Origin of the sequence: Gluconobacter potus (genome assembly GCF_015244705.1) — a bacterium.
GTDB classification, from domain to species: Bacteria; Pseudomonadota; Alphaproteobacteria; order Acetobacterales; family Acetobacteraceae; genus Gluconobacter; species Gluconobacter potus.
The window spans coordinates 481,010-498,024 of sequence record NZ_JABCQF010000002.1 but is presented as its reverse complement, the minus strand read 5'-3'; the positions used below and the strand labels follow the sequence as shown (position 1 = coordinate 498,024).

Sequence of the window (17,015 nt, the reverse complement as noted above, 5' to 3'; positions counted from 1 at the left end):
CCGGGTTTTTCCGGTTCGGTCTTGCAGCCAGTTTGTGCGCGATACAGACGGTCCGCCGTTCCAACCCGGACGATCTCTCAGACGGAAATGTAGCCGACAGACGGGATGCGCGCTCATAGCAGCCATTCAAGTAGCCGAGGAATTTTCATTAAAGTCGACATTGAACGACACGCTGAAAATCCTGATCCAGCAAAACAACTGCAACGCATACGCAGGCATAGTGACGCGGCAGGAATTTCAGGACGACATCGTCTGGTGAAAATGCTCAGAGCGTTCTAATTGTATGATGATGCTTTGGATCACGCGACATGACAGGAGGTGGCTGGCCTTTTGGCCCCTGGTCCTGCTTGCCGTTATGATTCGTCTGAGCATCGGCAGTCTTCCGTTGCCGCAGGTCGCACTCGACGACCCGTTCGCGCAACTGAGCCAGCTCTCTACTCTCTGCGACAGTCAGGACAGTGGCCAGAACGGCCCCACCCATCACCATTCCGCAGACATGGGTGATGGCGTTCTCCTTCTGGACGATCTGCTGGCGACTTTCGTACTGGCCTGTGCCCTCGTCGTTTTCGTCGCACGGTTTGTAACCTGTCTGTCCGTTTTCTGGTGCTTCCCACCAGTTCGGGGGCCGCCACTCAGGCAGTTGTGCAGCCTTTTCGCCCAAGGTCCTCCCCATCTGATCTGACGCTGACTCTGTGCCTTCTTCGCTGCTGCGACGGAAGGTTTTTTGCGTTTTTTCAGGTCTGACATCATGAAACAGCCGTTTTGTTCCACCCGCTCTCTGGAGGCGGTTGCACTTGCCTGCGCCCTCGCCTGGATCTTCCCTGCCATTGCGCAACAGCCACACAAGCGCGTCAGGCGTATCCTGACACCCCAGACCCGTTCACGCCCTGTCGTTCATCCGGAACATATCGTCGTCACCGGTATGTCGCGCGCCTCGGCGACACTTCATCCCACTGGACAGACCACCTACAGCGCCGAACGATCTGATTTCGCCAACCGGAGTGCGCAGTCAGTCGCCGATATGATGGCAACCGTTCCTGGTGTTACATTTCTTCAGGGAAATGGCCCGCGAGACACTGTTGTTTCGGTCCGTGGCTCCGGCGCACGACAATCCTACGGCCTGAAGAATATCCAGGTTACGGAAGACGGGTTTCCCATGACACAACCGGACGGCACCGCACGCGCCGACCTGATTGATCCGCATGCGTATGAAGGCGTGGACGTCTTTCAGGGGCCTGCCTCAACGCTCTACGGCAACTATGCAATCAATGGCGCGATCAATTTCAGGACGCGCAACGGAGCGAATATTCACGGCCTTGAACTGGGCTCGGATTTCGGAAGTTTCGGAACGTTCAATAACTATATGACAATTGGCGCGGGCAACAAATCCTACGATTTCATGCTGTTCGGCAGTGATGTGCGTGGCAACGGGTTCATCCCAAACAGCCGCTACAATACTTCAACTGAAAATATGCGTCTGCGCATCAGTCTGACGCCGTCGGACCGACTGATCCTGAAATTCGTCAACAATGTCACGGACACGTCCCTGCCATTGCGCCTTTCACTCAATCAGTTCCGGACCAACCCCTACCAGAACGGCTGTGCCAATGCCGCGTCGGCGGCGGCCGGCTGCGCCTCGGTCAATCTTCTCACCAATGGTGCCTATGGGGCGTATCAGACGACAAGCCCACAACAGGCGGGCCTGGGCCGTTTCGACCGACGCACGATTACCGGCCTGCGCTGGGAGCACGATTTCGACCCGCGGACAACCTGGCGCACACAGTTCACCTACGACCAGCGTCACATCGATCAGCCCACCTCGACCACTGCGTTCGTAGGCCCATTCAATTCCTATAACGTCCAGACCGATCTGACGAACCACGGACATGTGAGCAGAACACCCCTGACCAGTTTCGTGGGGGCCAGCTTCGATTACATGGATTACGGCTATCAGGTTTACAATCTCACACCTCAGGGCGGTGCCACGCGTGGGACGCTGAATTCCACGTCCTACGGACATCAGTGGAATATCGGCCTTCGCTTTCAGGAAGACTGGCAGTTTGCACCGCGCTGGCACGCTGTGGTGGGGCTTGGCGGTACACAGTCTGACGTCGGCGCCGTCGAGACGCTCTACACCCATACGGAATCTTCGACGACCCAGCGCGATATCACCGTCAACCGACGCTTCTTCCAGCTCGCACCGGAGGCTTCCCTGGTCTACGCACCGTCACAGACTCTGACCCTCCACACCCGGGTCGGCACGGCCTATGCGACGCCCGGATATTCGAGCTTCTTCGTGACGCCACAGGGTACCTACGGCAACAATACACAGCTCAAAAGCGAGACGAGCCTTGGTTTCGATCTTGGTGCCGAGTGGCACCCCTCGCCGAGCCTCAATATCCAGGCGACGGGATTCTATGAATTCTACAGAAACGAGCTCGTCAGCCAGTCGGCAGGGGTTAATACTCCCGCCGGAAGCTATACGTTCAACGCGCCGGCCTCCCAGCATCGTGGCGTCGAACTCGGCGCGACATGGCAGCCATGGCGCGTCGCACTGCCGGGTGCGCGTCTGAAGCTGTCCTATACCTATGACAACCAGATCTACACGAAATATACAGAGGTTCTGTCCAACAGCACTCTGGCACGCAGTTTTTCGCGCAAGGGCAACCTGATCCCCGGCGTCATGCCGCATTTCCTCGATGCGCGTGTTCTCTATGATCAGCCGGACGGATGGTTTCAGGGTCTGGGGGCGTTTGCGGAAGTCACCTGGCGAAGCGCCTTCTACATCGATAACGCCAATATTCTCAAAGCGCCGTCCTATGCTTTGCTGAACCTCGAAATTCACTATGATCCGCCCTCTCGCCTGGGATGGATCCATCGCCTCCATAGCTATTTCGAAGTGCAGAACGTGGCCAACCTGACCTATGCTGCCGGCGCAACAGACATCAGCGATACGCTGCTGGCCAACGGGCAGCAGGCCGGGCGCGACGTCCTCGCAGCCAAGACCGGGTCGATCTATGCCGGAACGCCATGCGCGTTTTTTGGCGGTGTACGGATCAGGTTCTGAAGGGCGTTACGATCATGACTGTCTCCAGATCTTCTCTCTGGCCCGATTATCGCACTGTCTGGCGCTGGCATTTTTTCGCCGGGTTATTCTGCCTGCCCTTCGTGGCCTTTCTCTGCCTGACGGGCACGCTCTACCTGTTCAAACCGCAGATCGAGCGCTGGATCGACTGGCGTTACGATCATCTCCCCATGGCTGGTCCGATCTCCTCACCGGCGCAGGAGGTGGATGCGGCACTGCTTGCCGTGCCTGGAAGCCATTTCTTGGCCTATGAACTTCCAAGGGCCAGGCATAGCGCAGCACGGGTCATTGTAGATCGCAGCGGTGTGGCCATTCGGGTTTATGTCGATCCGAGCTCACGCGCAGTTCTCAAGCAGGTCGCTGAAGAGGACCGGTTCGAGCGCATCATCCTGAAACTGCATGGTCAGTTGCTGTTGGGGAATATCGGCTCGGCAATCATGGAAATGGTCGCGTCCTGGACGATCGTTCTTGTCTTCACCGGACTCATCCTTTGGTGGCCACGTGGAAGGTGCCGGGTAGCAGGCGTTCTCTATCCGCGCCTGACCGCAGGAGGCCGGATGCGATGGCGCGATCTGCATGCCGTAAGCGGCGTGTGGGTATCGTTGTTCCTGACGCTGTTTCTACTCTCCGGCTTACCCTGGTCGTTCGTCTGGGGGCACGCGCTGTCAGGTGTCGAAACCCGGTTCAGTCGCCTCACCACAATTCAGGACTGGGAAATCGGCGCGGTGCCGGCTCGCGCCGTCATTGCGGGACAGGCTCCCACACAGCCCGGAATGAATGCGATGCCCGGCATGGACATGACACCGATGACTGCCTCGCAGAGCATCGTGCCAGACGGGCTGAATAATGTCGTGGCGACTGCAATGCGGTTGGGGTATCCGGCCCCCGTTCTGATCACCGCGCCTTCCGGGAACGAAACAGCATGGCGTGTGCGTTCGGATACGCAGAACCGGCCCGAACGCATCTCTGCCCTGGTGGATACTGCTGGCACGATACGTTCTGTCCGTCATTTCGCAGACAACGGGATCGTTGACCGCATGATTGCCTATGGTGTGGCAGCCCATGAAGGACAGCTTTTCGGCATTGCCAATCAAGTGCTGAATCTTCTCGTAGCGTGCGGTCTCCTGACCATGAGTGTAGCCGCGATCGTCATCTGGCTCTGCCGCAAGCCGCCTGGCCGTCTGGGCGCCCCGGCAGCACTACCGGACGAGCGTATCGGCGTCGGGGCTGTCATGGCCCTGATCCTGCTGGGGCTGCTGCTTCCCGAACTTGGCGGATCGCTACTTGTGCTATGCCTCGTGACAATGATCGCACGACGCGTCGGCCGTGCGTAGCGATCAACTGGCCGGCAGGAGGCGACGAAGCCGGTCGGCGATTTCCTGCGGGCTGCTATCCACTGGCAGAACGGAAACAAGCCGGTTCTCGCCATCCATCAGATAGAGCACAGAACTGTGGTCCATCAGGTAGTCGTCACTCATATGATCCGCGATTGTGGCGCGCCGCCGCGCCATGACGTGAAATTCCTCAATGACCGTATGAATCTGCATCACACTTCCTGTCAGACCGACGATATCAGGTGAAAAATGCCTGACATAATCGCCCACGACATCCGGAGTATCGCGGGAAGGATCGACGCTGATGAAAATCGGAACGACACGATGTGCCTTCGGCCCCAGCATGTCGAGCGCCTGAGAGACCGTCGCAAGCGTCAGAGGACAAACGTCGATGCAATGGGTATAACCGAAATAGATCAGGGTATATCGCCCATGAAAAGCGCTTTGGGTAACATCACGACCCTGCGTATCCATCAGGGCATAAGGACCACCGATGACCTGTGAAGAGCGGGCGGCAAGAAAGCTGCGCAGCCCGATCGCCCCACTGAGCAGCAGGCCAATGACGAGAACTGGCGCAACCGCCTTTCTCACTCTCTCGGCTGGCATGGGTGTTTGTCGGGACGGTGTTCTGCGGTTATGAGGCCGAGCTGGCACATTGTCCTCCGGTAAGCCAACGTAGCCTACCCTATCATGGCAGCCCCGTGCCATCGTTTATGGTGCACGAGGGGCGCGCTGGGTTGAAAAGCACGACCTGGTTGCCGGCTGGCCGTATGACTTTGATAAAAGAATACATGACGGTTATGGCAGATACGAATCGTCTTATCCTGGAAACTGATAGTTCGCTCTTCCGTTAAGCACCGACTTGTCACGGACGAAGACACCCAGTTCATCGAGATTGTTCGTAAACGCCTCAAAAATCCTTCCCGAAAACTTCATATGAAGTTTTCGGAATTTAAGAGCCTTTATCGCAAAGGGAAGAATGATGTCTTGAGTTCAACGATAGAGCGCTCAGAGAATGGGATGCCCTCGACGGTAGCGTTCGTAGGGGATTTGAAACGAAACTGGAAAAATTGATCTGAAATCTCCATTCCCATGGGAATGAGCTTCATGGTGATTTGACAGGACTTTGCACAATCAAACTTCTCAACGGCGGCTACCGTCCTGTCTATCAGATCATAGACGAACGGATCGTCATTTATGTGATTGCCGTTGGTCAGAGAGCCGATAATGAAATCTATGAACTGAGAGCAAGCGAACAAACTGAATTTATATCTTCGCTTGCGCTTCAGTTTTCGCCGCATATCGGTCTTTCAGGGGCTGGGTAGCTCGACCTCAATATATAGCTGGCCATCGTGGCTACCCCTTTTTGATCTTTTCTTGACCCCTTACGGCAATATGCTGAAGAGAGTGTCCTCATCTGGACAGATGACTGGAGATTCCGATGGCCCGTTCTGGTGTCTGGCATCTTTTCAGGCACCAGCATGACATAGAATCAGGATATTTCCCCTGCCCACCATCGAAATCCCCTGGATATCTCCCGATTCAGCTCTATCGACCATGTCGACCCACCGTTGGGCCGCGTATCTCGATAGTGGGGGAGCGGAAACGAATGGCCGAGCCCGATGGTCCTTTCTCTGCCTTTCTCCTACCGAGACCCTTGAATATCATGCCGGTGATCTTCGCAGGAATGGCGCGTCAGCCCATGGCAATGTCTGGGACCATTTGCGGAACATGACTTCGACCGGCTCGGCTTCCCGACTGGCAGAAGGGAATCCAGTTCCCTTCACTGGAGGGATTGTCGGCATGATTGCCTATGAAGCCGGCCTGAATCTGGAGAATGTTTCTTCCCGACACAGCTCTCTGACACCCACGTTCATAGCGGCATCCTTCAACGATGTGCTGGCTTTCGATCGGCATGAAAAGCGTTGCTGGTGGAGCAGCCAGACAGGACATCCCGCACCGGACCTGTCCCGGGCCCGACTTTCCTACAAAACGCCTTCCATCCGTTTTCGACCGGAACAGTCCCGCGAGACATGGACGGACGCTGTTCGGAAAGTCATTGCGTTCATCAAGGCAGGGGACATCTTTCAGGCCAATCTGACCATGCGATGGTTTGCAGAACGTGCGGATGATTTCGATGAACTGGCTGCTTACCAGGCACTGCGAGACACTTCACCCGCCCCATTCGGAGCATATCTGAAGACCCCCGCCTTTTCCCTGCTCAGCGCGTCAGTTGAACGTTTCCTTTCGCTCTCGACGAAAGGACTGATCGAGACACGTCCCATCAAAGGGACCATTTCTCTAGGGATGACTGCAGCGGAAACGACCCACAATATGCGGCTCCTGGCATCGGACGAAAAGGAACTGGCTGAAAACCTGATGATTACGGACCTGATGCGTAATGATATCGGTCGTGTCTCAAGGATTGGCTCTGTCTGTGTCCCCCAGTTGTCACAGGTCGAACAATTCCCACATGTGCTGCATCTGGTGTCAGCGATCCAAGGGCAGTTACGCCCGGAATTGGATGCCGTCGACCTGTTGAAGGCCACACTTCCGCCTGGCTCCGTTACGGGCGCACCGAAAAAACGCGCCATGGAAATCATCGATCTGCTGGAAACGTCTTCCCGCGGGGCTTATTGTGGCAGTCTTTTCCGCATTGGACATGACGGTGGGATGGACAGTTCCGTTATCATCCGCAGCATGTCCAGAGTAGGCAATCTGCTCGCTATCGGCTCCGGTGGAGGCATCACCGTGCTGTCGGATCCGTTACGGGAATACGAGGAAATGCTTCTGAAAGTGGCCCCGATCCTGAAGGCCTTCGAGGAATGAACGATCTCGTATGGCTCGACGGACGGATTCTGGACACAAGGAATGCCCGTATAGCCCCGACAGATCGGGGGTTTCTCCTTTCCGACGGACTGTTTGAAACCATACGCATTTCCAACTGTAAAACGCCTCACTTGACACGACATCTGAAGCGGCTTGCAGAAGGGTGTGCAGTTCTCGGGCTTCCGGCACCGGCGCCGGCTTTGCTCCACAAAGCCGTGGCTGATCTTCTTGAAGCCACGGCTCTTGTGGACGGATCACTTCGCCTGACGGTCACGCGCGGCACCGGACCCCGTGGCGTCTTACCGCCCCACGTCCCGCACCCGACAATCCTGATACAGGCTGCCGCACCTCCCCCGAACATCCCGTCGGCCGTGAGTCTGGGGATTGGCCGTTACCAGAGGGATGGCGCGTCCCCATTATCGCGCGTCAAATCTCTAGCCTTCCTGCCCTCCATTTTGAGCCGAATGGAAGCTGTTGCGGCGGGTCTGGATGATGCTCTTCTGCTGGGAACAACAGGCGCCATCGCCGAAGCCAGTGCAGCAAATATTCTCTTCCTGAATGAGAACAGTCTTTATACACCGCCTTTACATGACGGGGCGTTGCCCGGCACATCCCGTGCACGTCTTCTGGAAAAAGGCCTGTGCCACGAACGAAGCATATCACCAGAGGATCTCCGTGCCATAACAGGGGCATGGCTGGTCAATGCACTTTCCCTGACGCCGGTATCAGGTATTGATATTCACGAGATGTCCTTACATCCCGAAAAGGACCACCTGCTGCGGATGTTCCTGTTTTCTGACTAACGTGAACAGAACAAAAAAACACATTGGCAGATCCAGTCGTTACAATCGTTGACCGCCTGATCTGACGTGACGTTTGGGCACTACTCTAACAGACCGACAACAGTCCTTACACATCTTTGACTGAACTTACCTTTTTACCAAGATATCTTGAGCAGACAGACGGCAATCGCCGTTCTGTCGATCATTGAAGATGCCTTATTCTGTTGGAAAGCGCTCCTTTATTATGTGTATTACAAGTTCAAAGGCACCGCTTTTACCGACGGATAAGGGTTACGCCAGCCAACAACGTTACGAAGATGATGACATTCAGCGTCGACTCCCAGTAGTTGATGTAGGCGAACGTAATCATAATCCACCCCGTCGCAGCGGCAAACGATAGCACTGTGACAGCTCTTCGATTAAGGAGAGCCGGAATCTACCATGCCAGCCAGAGACAGAGGCGACCAAAGACAACCGAGCCCAGTGTAAACGACGTATTGAGACCGTAATAAAGGGGTATTTCCGGTCCTGACAAACGCTGACGACGTACATATTTCGAAACGACGTCGATGAGAAGGAGCATGCTGCCGCCAAAGTCAGCAAGCAAGCAGTAAAATCCTGTGCATGGCGCTCACCTGAACTGCACATGGACAAGCGGTTCGGAAGCAAATTGATATGCGAAATGTCAGGACGGGCAGCGCTGCCGGAGAGTGTAACAACACGCGGATCATGATCAGCCGCGTCCGTTCCAGATTTGCCTCGCTCTTGGACACAGGCCCGTAGGAGACGCCCGATCGGTTGAATTACAGCAACGTACATACCCCACGACCGAAAGCCGAAGCCGTTTCAGATCGGATTATAGCTTATCGCCCTGTTCAAAAAAACGGATGTCACCTTTCCGCTTTGGTATGTTGTTTGTTCAACAGCAGACATTCCGCTTTTCTCGCGAAACAGACCGTAACCGCATCGGACTTTCCTGCAAAAAATCCGCCTTCCCATACCGGAAAGACGGCTTCTCAACTTCCGAAAAATTCAAAAAACTATTTCAACGCAGCGATCGCCGTCATCTCAATCCGCCACTCCGGCACTGCCAGCTTCGCCTCAACAGTAGCGCGTGCTGGTTTGTTTGCCGTATCCAGCCAAGCGTCCCAGGCCCGGTTCATCGCACCAATCTCCCCGATATCCGTCAGGAAAATCTGAACCGACAGGATCCGGCTCTTGTCCGTCCCCAGAGAGGCCAGAAGCGCGTCGATCTGGCGCAGGATGTCGACCGTCTGCCCTTCCGTATCGAGGCTGGCATCATCAGCGACCTGTCCGGCCAGATAGGCCAGCCCGTTATGGACCACCACGCCCGCAAGGCGCTCTTCTTCGAGGTGTCGGGTAATATCGGCGTTCTTGCTCACGGGCGTAGACTTTCTGGCTGGATTTACTGAAGCAGGGTCGGGATCATCTCATGCTCGAGGATCGCATCAAGGGCGCTCTCCTCGTCTTCCGCGACCGCTATGGGCGTGCCGTCGGCGGCATGGATGGCCACGACCAGTTCCCCGTCATGCATGACGGATTTGACATAGGCGAGGTGGGACATGCCCAGCGTCAGGAGCTGCGGCCCCGTGATGCGCCGCAGATCCGCGGGGAGTTTGTCGTCCGAACGATCACCGTTTTCGAAGGGATTGTTCAAGTCAGGTTCCTTCTGAAGCCACGGCGGTTCATGCCGCCTGGCCCTGGGGTTCAGTCTGTAGAAAATCTGGCCGACAGAGGCGCGTGCCGGACCTATTCGTCGTCGATATCGCGGGCCGGCCGCGTCGTACGCCGCGTCTTCACGACAGGGGGCACCACTTCATGATGGACCGTCGGCCCTGGGGCGGGGCTGCGCCGTCCCTGCGAAATGGCAATCCGCTTGACACGCACTTCCGGCTCCGGACGCAAAAGATCGATATGCAGCAGGCCATTATCAAGCCAGGCGCCCCCGATTTCGATACCTTCGGCCAGTACGAACGCCTTGTGGAACTGCCGCGCCGCAATCCCGCGATGCAGGAAAATGCGCCCCTGGCTGTCATCCGCCTGACGGCCGCGGATCACGAGCTGGTTGTCTTCCTGCGTGATCTGCAGATCGTCCATCACAAAGCCTGCGACAGCCAGCGTAATCCGCAGAGCCGTGGCGCTGAGCTGCTCGATATTATAGGGGGGATACCCATCGGACGTCGATTTGGCGGCACGTTCGAGCATCTGCTCGAGGTGATCGAAACCGAGGAACATCGGGGACGTGAACAGGCGACCGGACATAGGGCTAAAGCCTCCTCCATGAGCGAGACATAAACAGGGCCGGTCCCATCATGCGGCAACCGGCTGACCCCACGATATGGTGTCCACCCTCACGGATGCAAGCTCTACCCTTACAGGACACAACGCAAAACCTGCACTCAAACCCGATCTTGCACTGGCATTTGGCGCCCGCGCTCGCTACATCGCAGGACATGAGCGAATTCGATTTCCTGTCCGGCATCGACGATGTGCCGCCCACCCCGATCCTGATCGCCCCCCAGCCCGTGCTGCGGGAGGTCACCCGCGACGTGCGCCCCGAAGACATCGCCTTCATCCGCGACCAGCTTCCGGGCATGTTTTCAGCCATGTACAAGGCTCCGGGCATCGGCCTCGCAGCCCCGCAGGTCGGTCTTGGCATGCGCTTCGCTTTGGTGGACGTGGCCGAGGAAGACGCACCGCGTGAGCCCATGCTGCTGATCAATCCGGAAATCATTTCTGATTCCGATCAGCTTGCCGCGCGTGAGGAAGGCTGCCTCTCCCTGCCGAACCAGTATGCCGAAGTCGTCCGCCCCGAATCGATCCGCGTGCGCTACCGTAACCTCGCGGGCGAGACGATCGAGCGCGATGCATCCGGCCTGCTCGCCACCTGCATCCAGCACGAGATGGACCATCTCGACGGCATCCTGTTCGTCGACCACCTCTCGACGCTCAAGCGCAACATGATCATGCGCCGCCTGGCCAAAGAGCAGAAACTCAGAAGGCACTGATCCCCGATGCGGCTGATCTTCATGGGAACGCCGGACTTTTCGGTTCCGGCGCTGCACGCCCTGCTCGACGCCGGTCACGAGGTGGTCGCGGTCTACACACAGCCGCCCCGCCCCGCAGGACGCGGCAAGGCGCTTCGCCGCTCGCCGGTCCATGAAGCTGCCGAGGCCGCCGGGATCGAGGTCCGCACCCCTGCGCGCGTCCGCCGCGACACGGCAGAGCACGCTGCCTTCGCCGCCCTGAACGCCGATGCTGCCGTGGTCGCCGCCTATGGTCTCATCCTGCCGAAAGCGATGCTGGACGCCCCTCGTCTGGGCTGTCTGAACATCCATGCAAGCCTCCTGCCCCGCTGGCGTGGCGCATCGCCTATCCAGTCCGCCATCGTCGCAGGCGATACCCGGAGCGGCGTTTCCATCATGCAGATGGATGAAGGTCTCGACACCGGCGCGGTTCTGCTGGAGGAAGCCACCCCCATCAGCGCGACCGACACCGCCAGCACGCTGCACGACCGCCTGTCCGAAATCGGCGGCCGTCTTGTCGTCCGTGCCCTCGCCGAACAGCCGAAACCTGTGCCGCAGCCCGAAAACGGCGTTACCTACGCCGAGCGCCTGACCCGCGATCACGGCCGTATCGACTGGACGCGCAGCGCCGCCGAGATCGACCGTCAGATCCGTGGTCTGACGCCATGGCCCGGCGCGTTCACCACACTCGACGATGTGGTCCTCAAGATCGGTGCAGCCACCCCGCTCCCTGCCGAGAGCCATAGCGCTGCCCCGGGCACCACGCTCGACGAAAGCCTCACCATCGCCTGCGGCACCGGTGCCCTGCGCATCGATCGCCTGCAGAAACCCGGTCGCAGCATGATGTCCGCTTCCGACTTCCTGCGCGGTCAGCCCGTGCCGAAAGGCACCCGCCTTGTCTGACACCCAGGCTGCGGAGCCTCTCGCTGAACCCGCCGCCGAGCCCACGGGTCTGAACCGCTGGGCCCTGCGCATCGAATATGACGGCACCGGCTATCTCGGCTGGCAGAAGCAGAACGACGGCACCTCCATTCAGGGCCTGATCGAAGCCGCCGCCTCAAAACTGGTCCGCAACCGCCCCGTCCCCGGCATCACCGCCGGACGCACGGATGCCGGCGTGCATGCGGCAGGTATGGTCATTCATCTTGATTTCCCGGATGACGCCCCGATCGACGCCCGACAGATCCGCGACGGCATGGGATACCACCTCAAACCCCACCGCGTCGTTGTGCTGGAAACGGCGAAAGTCGGCCCGGAATGGAACGCGCGTTTCTCCGCGACATGGCGCAGCTACCGCTACACCATTCTCAACCGCCCTGCCCGTCCGGGGCTGATGGAAAACCGCGTCTGGCACATCAAACGCCCGCTGGACGTGGACCTCATGCAGCAGGCCGCGAACCATCTCCTCGGGCCGCACGACTTCACATCCTTCCGCGCCGTCGCCTGTCAGGCCAGAAGCCCCATTCGCACGCTGGACGTCCTGAACATCCATCGCGACGGCGAACTGGTCATGATCGACACGAAGGCGCGCTCCTTCCTGCACCATCAGGTCCGCAACATGGCCGGCACCCTGATGATGATCGGCTCACGTCAGTGGCCGGTCGAAAAGATCATTGAAATTCTGGAAGCAAAAGACCGCTGCGCGGCCGGACAGACAGCCCCTCCAGAGGGGCTCTGCCTGATGGATGTCGGCTATCCCGACGATCCTTTCAACTGCTCCTAGGACGACAGCCCGAGCAGATCGACAACCGCATTGTAATGCGGCGGTAGCAGCCACAGGACCCAGAGCAGTCCCCCCACCGGCAGGGTCTGCAGGACTGTCATGACAAAAGCCTGCCAGCCGGTCGTCACAAGCCCGACCTTCGTCACATACCAGGTCAGCCACAGCGTATAGAGCTGCGCCCCGAAAGCGAGTCCTCCCAGCGCCTGGCTGGACGCCGCAGCCCCCGGCAGCACGAGATGCAGCACGCCCTGCGCCATGATCAGCATGGCCAGTGGCAGCCACCCGCACCAGAGCGATGCGGTGGCATAACGCGTCCACAGACCCTTGCGGCTCAAGGCGCCTGCATAAAGCTCCGACACCACAAGCTGCAACAGCGTGCAGACCAGCGGCACCACAGCCCGCACCAGCCCCATGATCCGTTCGGCGGGTGGGAGCATGAACGCCATCCACACACCGATAACCGCCAGCGCAACCGTCGGCGCCAGAGCCGCGAACAGCGCTCCCGCTCCGGGTGCGAAACAGTTGATCCCTTCGGACCGTCCCCGCCCCAGAAGCCACACGCCCAACGGAATGGCCATATTCCCGGTGGGAGGGAACGGACCCGGCCGTCGGGGAGTCACAGTCCGTATCCTTCCATGAACGCGAGATAAATCCGTGTCAGATCCTCCAGCGTCCCAAGCTCCACGTTCTCGTCACGCTTGTGCATGGTCGCGCCGACAAGGCCGAACTCCGCCACCTCGCAGTATTGCGAAATAAACCGCGCATCCGACGTCCCGCCGCCAGTATCGAGCCGGGGCGTCCGTCCGGTGACACTGCGTACAGCCTCGGACAGGCGCGTTACCGCATCCCCGGGCTGCGTCAGAAACGCCTCGCCGCTGATGGACACCTGCACGTCCGCTTGAGGCGCGTGACGCCGCACCACGTCCTCGATCCACGCCGTCAGAGCGGCCCCGGTATGCAGATCATTGAACCGGATATTCAGCCGGCCGACAGCACTTCCCGGAATGATATTGGTCGCCCCGTTCCCGACATCGATGCTCGTGACCTGAAGGGACGATGGATCGAACCACTCGCTCCCCGCATCCAGTTCCCGTGCCGTCAGTTCGGAAAATGCTGCCAGAAGACGATGAACCGGATTATCCGCCAGATGCGGATAGGCCACATGTCCCTGCGTCCCGTGTACGGTCACGACAGCATTCATGCTGCCCCGCCGCCCGATCTTGATGACATCGCCCAGAGCCTCGGGATTCGTAGGCTCGCCCAGAACACAGAAATCCGGAAGTTCACCCCGTTCCGCCAGCCATTCAATGACCGGCTTCGTCCCGAAATGCGCCGGACCTTCCTCGTCTCCCGTAATCAGCAAAGACACGGAACCCTTCAGCGGCCCCTGTTCCAGACGCCGCGCAACGGCTGCCACGAAACAGGCCACCCCGCCCTTCATGTCCGCGATCCCGCGTCCATAAAGCCGGTCACCCTCGATGACCGCCGCAAAAGGATCATGCGCCCAGCCCTCGCCAGGCGGCACGACATCCGTATGCCCTGCAAAGCAGAGGGCAGGATGCCCTTTCCCCAGCCGGGCATAAAGATTGGGCGTCGGCGCGTCAGCAGGCCCGAAAGGGAGATGGAACGTCTCGAACCCCATCCCCTCCAGCACACCTGCCAGAAGCGCCTGAGCCCCTCCATCGGCCGGCGTGACCGACTGGCAGCGCAGCAGATCCCGGGCCAGCGCCACAGGATCTGTCGGAAAGGTTGACCCCGTCACAGGATCAGTCGCGCAGAAGATCGTTGATGGAGGTCTTGGAGCGCGTCCGCTCGTCCACACGCTTGACGATCACCGCACAGGCCAGAGACGGCATACCCGGCTCCTTCGGCGGCAGCGTGCCCGGCACGACGACGGAATAGGCCGGAACACGGCCCATGAAGATCTCGCCCGTCGCACGGTCCACGATCTTGGTGGAAGCGCCCAGGAACACGCCCATCGACAGGACGGAGCCCTTCTCGACGATCACGCCCTCGGCCACTTCTGAACGCGCCCCGATGAAGCAGTCGTCTTCAATGATGACCGGAGCAGCCTGCAGCGGCTCCAGAACGCCACCAATACCTGCGCCACCGCTGATATGGCAGTTCTTGCCGATCTGGGCGCAGGACCCGACCGTCGCCCAGGTATCGATCATCGTGCCGCTGTCGACGCGCGCGCCGACATTCACGAAGCTCGGCATCAGCACCACATTCGGCGCAATGAACGCGGAGCGACGCACGATCGCACCCGGAACCGCACGGAAACCGGCCTCGGCGAAACGGAACTGGTCCCAGCCATCGAACTTCAGCGGAACCTTGTCGAATGCCGGCTCACCACCGCAACCGCGCTCCATGACCCTGCTGTCATTCAGACGGAACGACAGCAGAACCGCCTTCTTCAGCCATTCATGAACAGTCCAGCCATCTGCGAACGGCTCGGCGACACGCAGCGTCCCGGCGTCCAGCGCGGACAGGGCTTTTTCCACGACATCGCGGTCTTCGCCTTCCGTACGGGCGCTGAGCGTCGCACGACGCTCCCACAGAGCTTCAATGGCGGTACGAAGGGGTGCATTCGGCATCAGGTCGGTCCGGTAAAAAAGAAGCAGAAATCCGCCGGACCATGCGGTTCCAGGGGTTTCCTGTCAACGGATCTTTACTCCTGACGGCCGCTCTGTCCGTGCTCCAGCATTGTTAATGACTTCTTAACCAATCACGCTTATGAAAACCGGGGGCTTTGACTGACTGGCCCGACCGAGAGCTCTCTGCGGGATATGTCACCCTTGCCTGATCTGCGTTCCTTGTTCTCCCAGTTCATGAACAATCCGTCCCCGGACAGGACCCCGCAGGACCTGCGGAACATGCTGGCGTCAACTCTCGAAAGCCGCGAACGCTGGCGTTCCCTGCTCTATCAGGCGGTGGATCTGGTCTTCGAAACCGACAGCCGGGGCCGGATCATCCTGATTTCCCCCGAAACATGGCTTGGACAGCCCACGACGCCCCTGATCGGCCGCCCGTTCAGCGCACTGTGCGACACCGTGAACGTCCTTCAGACCCATACCGGCACGCCTGTCCAGATCACGAACCCGCAGGGCGAGCCCCTGACCGTCATCCTCTCCTCATGCCCATTCCAGGACAGCGAAGGCCGGATCACCGGAACACGCGGCACCCTCAAGGCGGTCTCACAGACGCTGCCCGGAACTACTGCCGTCATTGCGGCCCCGGCCGAAAGCGATTCTGCTCCCCAGCCTGATACCGCTCATGTCACGGATGGCCATTCCGACGCTGCCGGGATCACGATCCTCGCCGCCATCACCACCGCGCTCCGCAAGGCCATCGTTCCCAGACTGGCCTCTGCTGCTGCAATGGACGCCCTGCTCACCCCGCTCGCCGCGGAAGGCGCATTGCTGGACACCTCGGCTCCGAAGAGCTTTCTTTTCATATCGTCCGCCCTGCCTGCCGACATCCAGTCCGTCCTGTCGACACCCGCCCCTCAGGCGGGCACGGAGCTGTTCAGGACCGGCAGCAGCCATGTCATGATCTGCCGCGAAAATATCCGCAGCCTCAGACAGCTCTGCCTCGTCCTCTGGCGCTCCGAGCCCTGGTCTGCGCAGGACCGGCAGCTCTGTGAGACAGTCTGCTCCCTGCTGGCCGGATTCTGGGAACTGGACAGCATCCACCGCCGGATCCTGACGGATTCCGACTATGACATCGCGTCGAACCTTCTGAACTGGAACGGCCTGAAATCGGAAATCGAGCGCCGCAGCCGCCGGCTGGATCAGGAGGCGATGGCCGCAACCCTGATCATCGCCCGCGTGCCCGGCCTGACAGAGCTTTCAAAGACCCGGGGCTTCGAGGCCGGCGAAGAGGCGCTGCGTCAGTGCGTGGCTCTTCTGCGAAAAGCCATTCGTCCCACAGATGCCATCGGCCGGATCAGCAACAATACGTTCGGGCTCTGGATGGATGGCGGGGACCGCTTTGCCGCAGCCGAACGCGCCGAGCGCATGACGGCCCACGGCATTCCCATCCTGATCGATCCGCCGGTCCACCTGCCGCTTCAGCTGGGGCTTGTCTCCCGCGAAGCCAATGCCGAGGAAACTCCCGAGAGCCTGCTCGAACGCGGCATGCAGGCCCTTCAGGAAGGGGTGGCCGAAAACAGAAAATGGCGCTTCTCACACGAAGCGCCATAATCCCGGTCCA

17 protein-coding genes are annotated in these 17,015 nt (G+C 59.4%); 10 read left to right on the top strand and 7 right to left on the bottom strand.

Annotated elements, in window-relative coordinates; genetic code table 11:
* The 4 genes from HKD31_RS16030 to HKD31_RS06395 form a co-directional block, all read left to right on the top strand.
* Positions 1-259: hypothetical protein (locus tag HKD31_RS16030; RefSeq protein ID WP_228120265.1), on the top strand; the 259-nt coding region annotated here is incomplete at its 5' end.
* Positions 260-355: 96 nt separating this feature from the next.
* On the top strand, positions 356-682 hold the full coding sequence (locus HKD31_RS06405) for a hypothetical protein (protein WP_228120263.1): 327 nt from the start codon (positions 356-358) through the stop codon (positions 680-682).
* A gap of 66 nt (positions 683-748) precedes the next feature.
* Entirely contained in the window at positions 749-3,067 is a 2,319-nt protein-coding gene (locus tag HKD31_RS06400) for a TonB-dependent receptor family protein (RefSeq protein WP_194264128.1), read from the top strand.
* Positions 3,031-4,419, top strand: a complete 1,389-nt coding sequence (locus tag HKD31_RS06395) for a PepSY-associated TM helix domain-containing protein (RefSeq protein ID WP_194264129.1) — start codon at positions 3,031-3,033, stop codon at positions 4,417-4,419. Before HKD31_RS06400 ends, HKD31_RS06395 begins: the two co-directional genes overlap by 37 nt.
* Positions 4,420-4,422: 3 nt before the next feature.
* Here the strand turns inward: HKD31_RS06395 and HKD31_RS06390 are convergent, their stop codons facing one another.
* Positions 4,423-5,025: an SCO family protein gene (locus HKD31_RS06390; protein ID WP_194264130.1), complete on the bottom strand. Its 603-nt coding sequence runs from the start codon at positions 5,023-5,025 to the stop codon at positions 4,423-4,425.
* Between the two features lie 885 nt (positions 5,026-5,910).
* Here HKD31_RS06390 and HKD31_RS06385 point away from each other — a divergent pair.
* A complete protein-coding gene (locus HKD31_RS06385; protein ID WP_194264458.1) occupies positions 5,911-7,248 on the top strand; it encodes a chorismate-binding protein in 1,338 nt (445 codons plus the stop codon).
* Complete coding sequence (locus HKD31_RS06380) at positions 7,245-8,051, top strand: aminotransferase class IV (RefSeq protein ID WP_194264131.1); 807 nt, start codon at positions 7,245-7,247, stop codon at positions 8,049-8,051. Before HKD31_RS06385 ends, HKD31_RS06380 begins: the two co-directional genes overlap by 4 nt.
* A 1,019-nt stretch (positions 8,052-9,070) precedes the next feature.
* Here HKD31_RS06380 and HKD31_RS06375 read toward each other — a convergent pair.
* From HKD31_RS06375 to HKD31_RS06365, 3 genes are all read right to left on the bottom strand, one after another.
* Positions 9,071-9,433 carry a Rid family hydrolase gene (locus tag HKD31_RS06375; protein WP_194264132.1) on the bottom strand — a complete coding sequence of 121 codons (363 nt, stop codon included), beginning with the start codon at positions 9,431-9,433 and terminating at the stop codon, positions 9,071-9,073.
* A gap of 23 nt (positions 9,434-9,456) precedes the next feature.
* On the bottom strand, positions 9,457-9,708 hold the full coding sequence (locus HKD31_RS06370) for a DUF1150 family protein (RefSeq protein ID WP_194264133.1): 252 nt from the start codon (positions 9,706-9,708) through the stop codon (positions 9,457-9,459).
* Positions 9,709-9,800: 92 nt separating this feature from the next.
* Positions 9,801-10,313 carry an Hsp20 family protein gene (locus tag HKD31_RS06365; protein WP_041112093.1) on the bottom strand — a complete coding sequence of 171 codons (513 nt, stop codon included), beginning with the start codon at positions 10,311-10,313 and terminating at the stop codon, positions 9,801-9,803.
* A gap of 191 nt (positions 10,314-10,504) precedes the next feature.
* Here HKD31_RS06365 and def point away from each other — a divergent pair, with 191 nt between their 5' ends.
* The 3 genes from def to truA are packed head-to-tail and all read left to right on the top strand — an operon-like array spanning position 10,505 to position 12,800.
* Complete coding sequence (def, locus tag HKD31_RS06360; protein ID WP_194264134.1) at positions 10,505-11,059, top strand: peptide deformylase; 555 nt, start codon at positions 10,505-10,507, stop codon at positions 11,057-11,059.
* A 6-nt stretch (positions 11,060-11,065) separates the two neighbouring features.
* Positions 11,066-11,980 carry a methionyl-tRNA formyltransferase gene (gene fmt, locus HKD31_RS06355; protein ID WP_194264135.1) on the top strand — a complete coding sequence of 305 codons (915 nt, stop codon included), beginning with the start codon at positions 11,066-11,068 and terminating at the stop codon, positions 11,978-11,980.
* Positions 11,973-12,800 carry a tRNA pseudouridine(38-40) synthase TruA gene (gene truA, locus HKD31_RS06350; protein WP_194264136.1) on the top strand — a complete coding sequence of 276 codons (828 nt, stop codon included), beginning with the start codon at positions 11,973-11,975 and terminating at the stop codon, positions 12,798-12,800. The genes fmt and truA overlap by 8 nt, the downstream gene beginning before the upstream one ends.
* On the opposite strand, the gene HKD31_RS06345 is transcribed toward truA, so the two are convergent.
* Genes HKD31_RS06345 through dapD form a run of 3 tightly spaced genes read right to left on the bottom strand, consistent with a single transcriptional unit; the run spans position 12,797 to position 15,397 of the window.
* Positions 12,797-13,378: a hypothetical protein gene (locus HKD31_RS06345; protein WP_155720925.1), complete on the bottom strand. Its 582-nt coding sequence runs from the start codon at positions 13,376-13,378 to the stop codon at positions 12,797-12,799. The genes truA and HKD31_RS06345 overlap by 4 nt on opposite strands.
* 38 nt (positions 13,379-13,416) lie before the next feature.
* A complete protein-coding gene (gene dapE, locus HKD31_RS06340; RefSeq protein WP_194264137.1) occupies positions 13,417-14,562 on the bottom strand; it encodes a succinyl-diaminopimelate desuccinylase in 1,146 nt (381 codons plus the stop codon).
* 4 nt (positions 14,563-14,566) lie between these two features.
* Positions 14,567-15,397, bottom strand: coding sequence for a 2,3,4,5-tetrahydropyridine-2,6-dicarboxylate N-succinyltransferase (gene dapD, locus HKD31_RS06335; protein WP_194264138.1), 831 nt, complete (start codon positions 15,395-15,397; stop codon positions 14,567-14,569).
* 192 nt (positions 15,398-15,589) lie between these two features.
* Between dapD and HKD31_RS06330 the strand changes: the two genes are divergently transcribed.
* Positions 15,590-17,005 (top strand): sensor domain-containing diguanylate cyclase, encoded by a 1,416-nt coding sequence (locus HKD31_RS06330; RefSeq protein ID WP_194264139.1) that lies wholly within the window; start codon positions 15,590-15,592, stop codon positions 17,003-17,005.
* Positions 17,006-17,015: the final 10 nt, after the last annotated feature.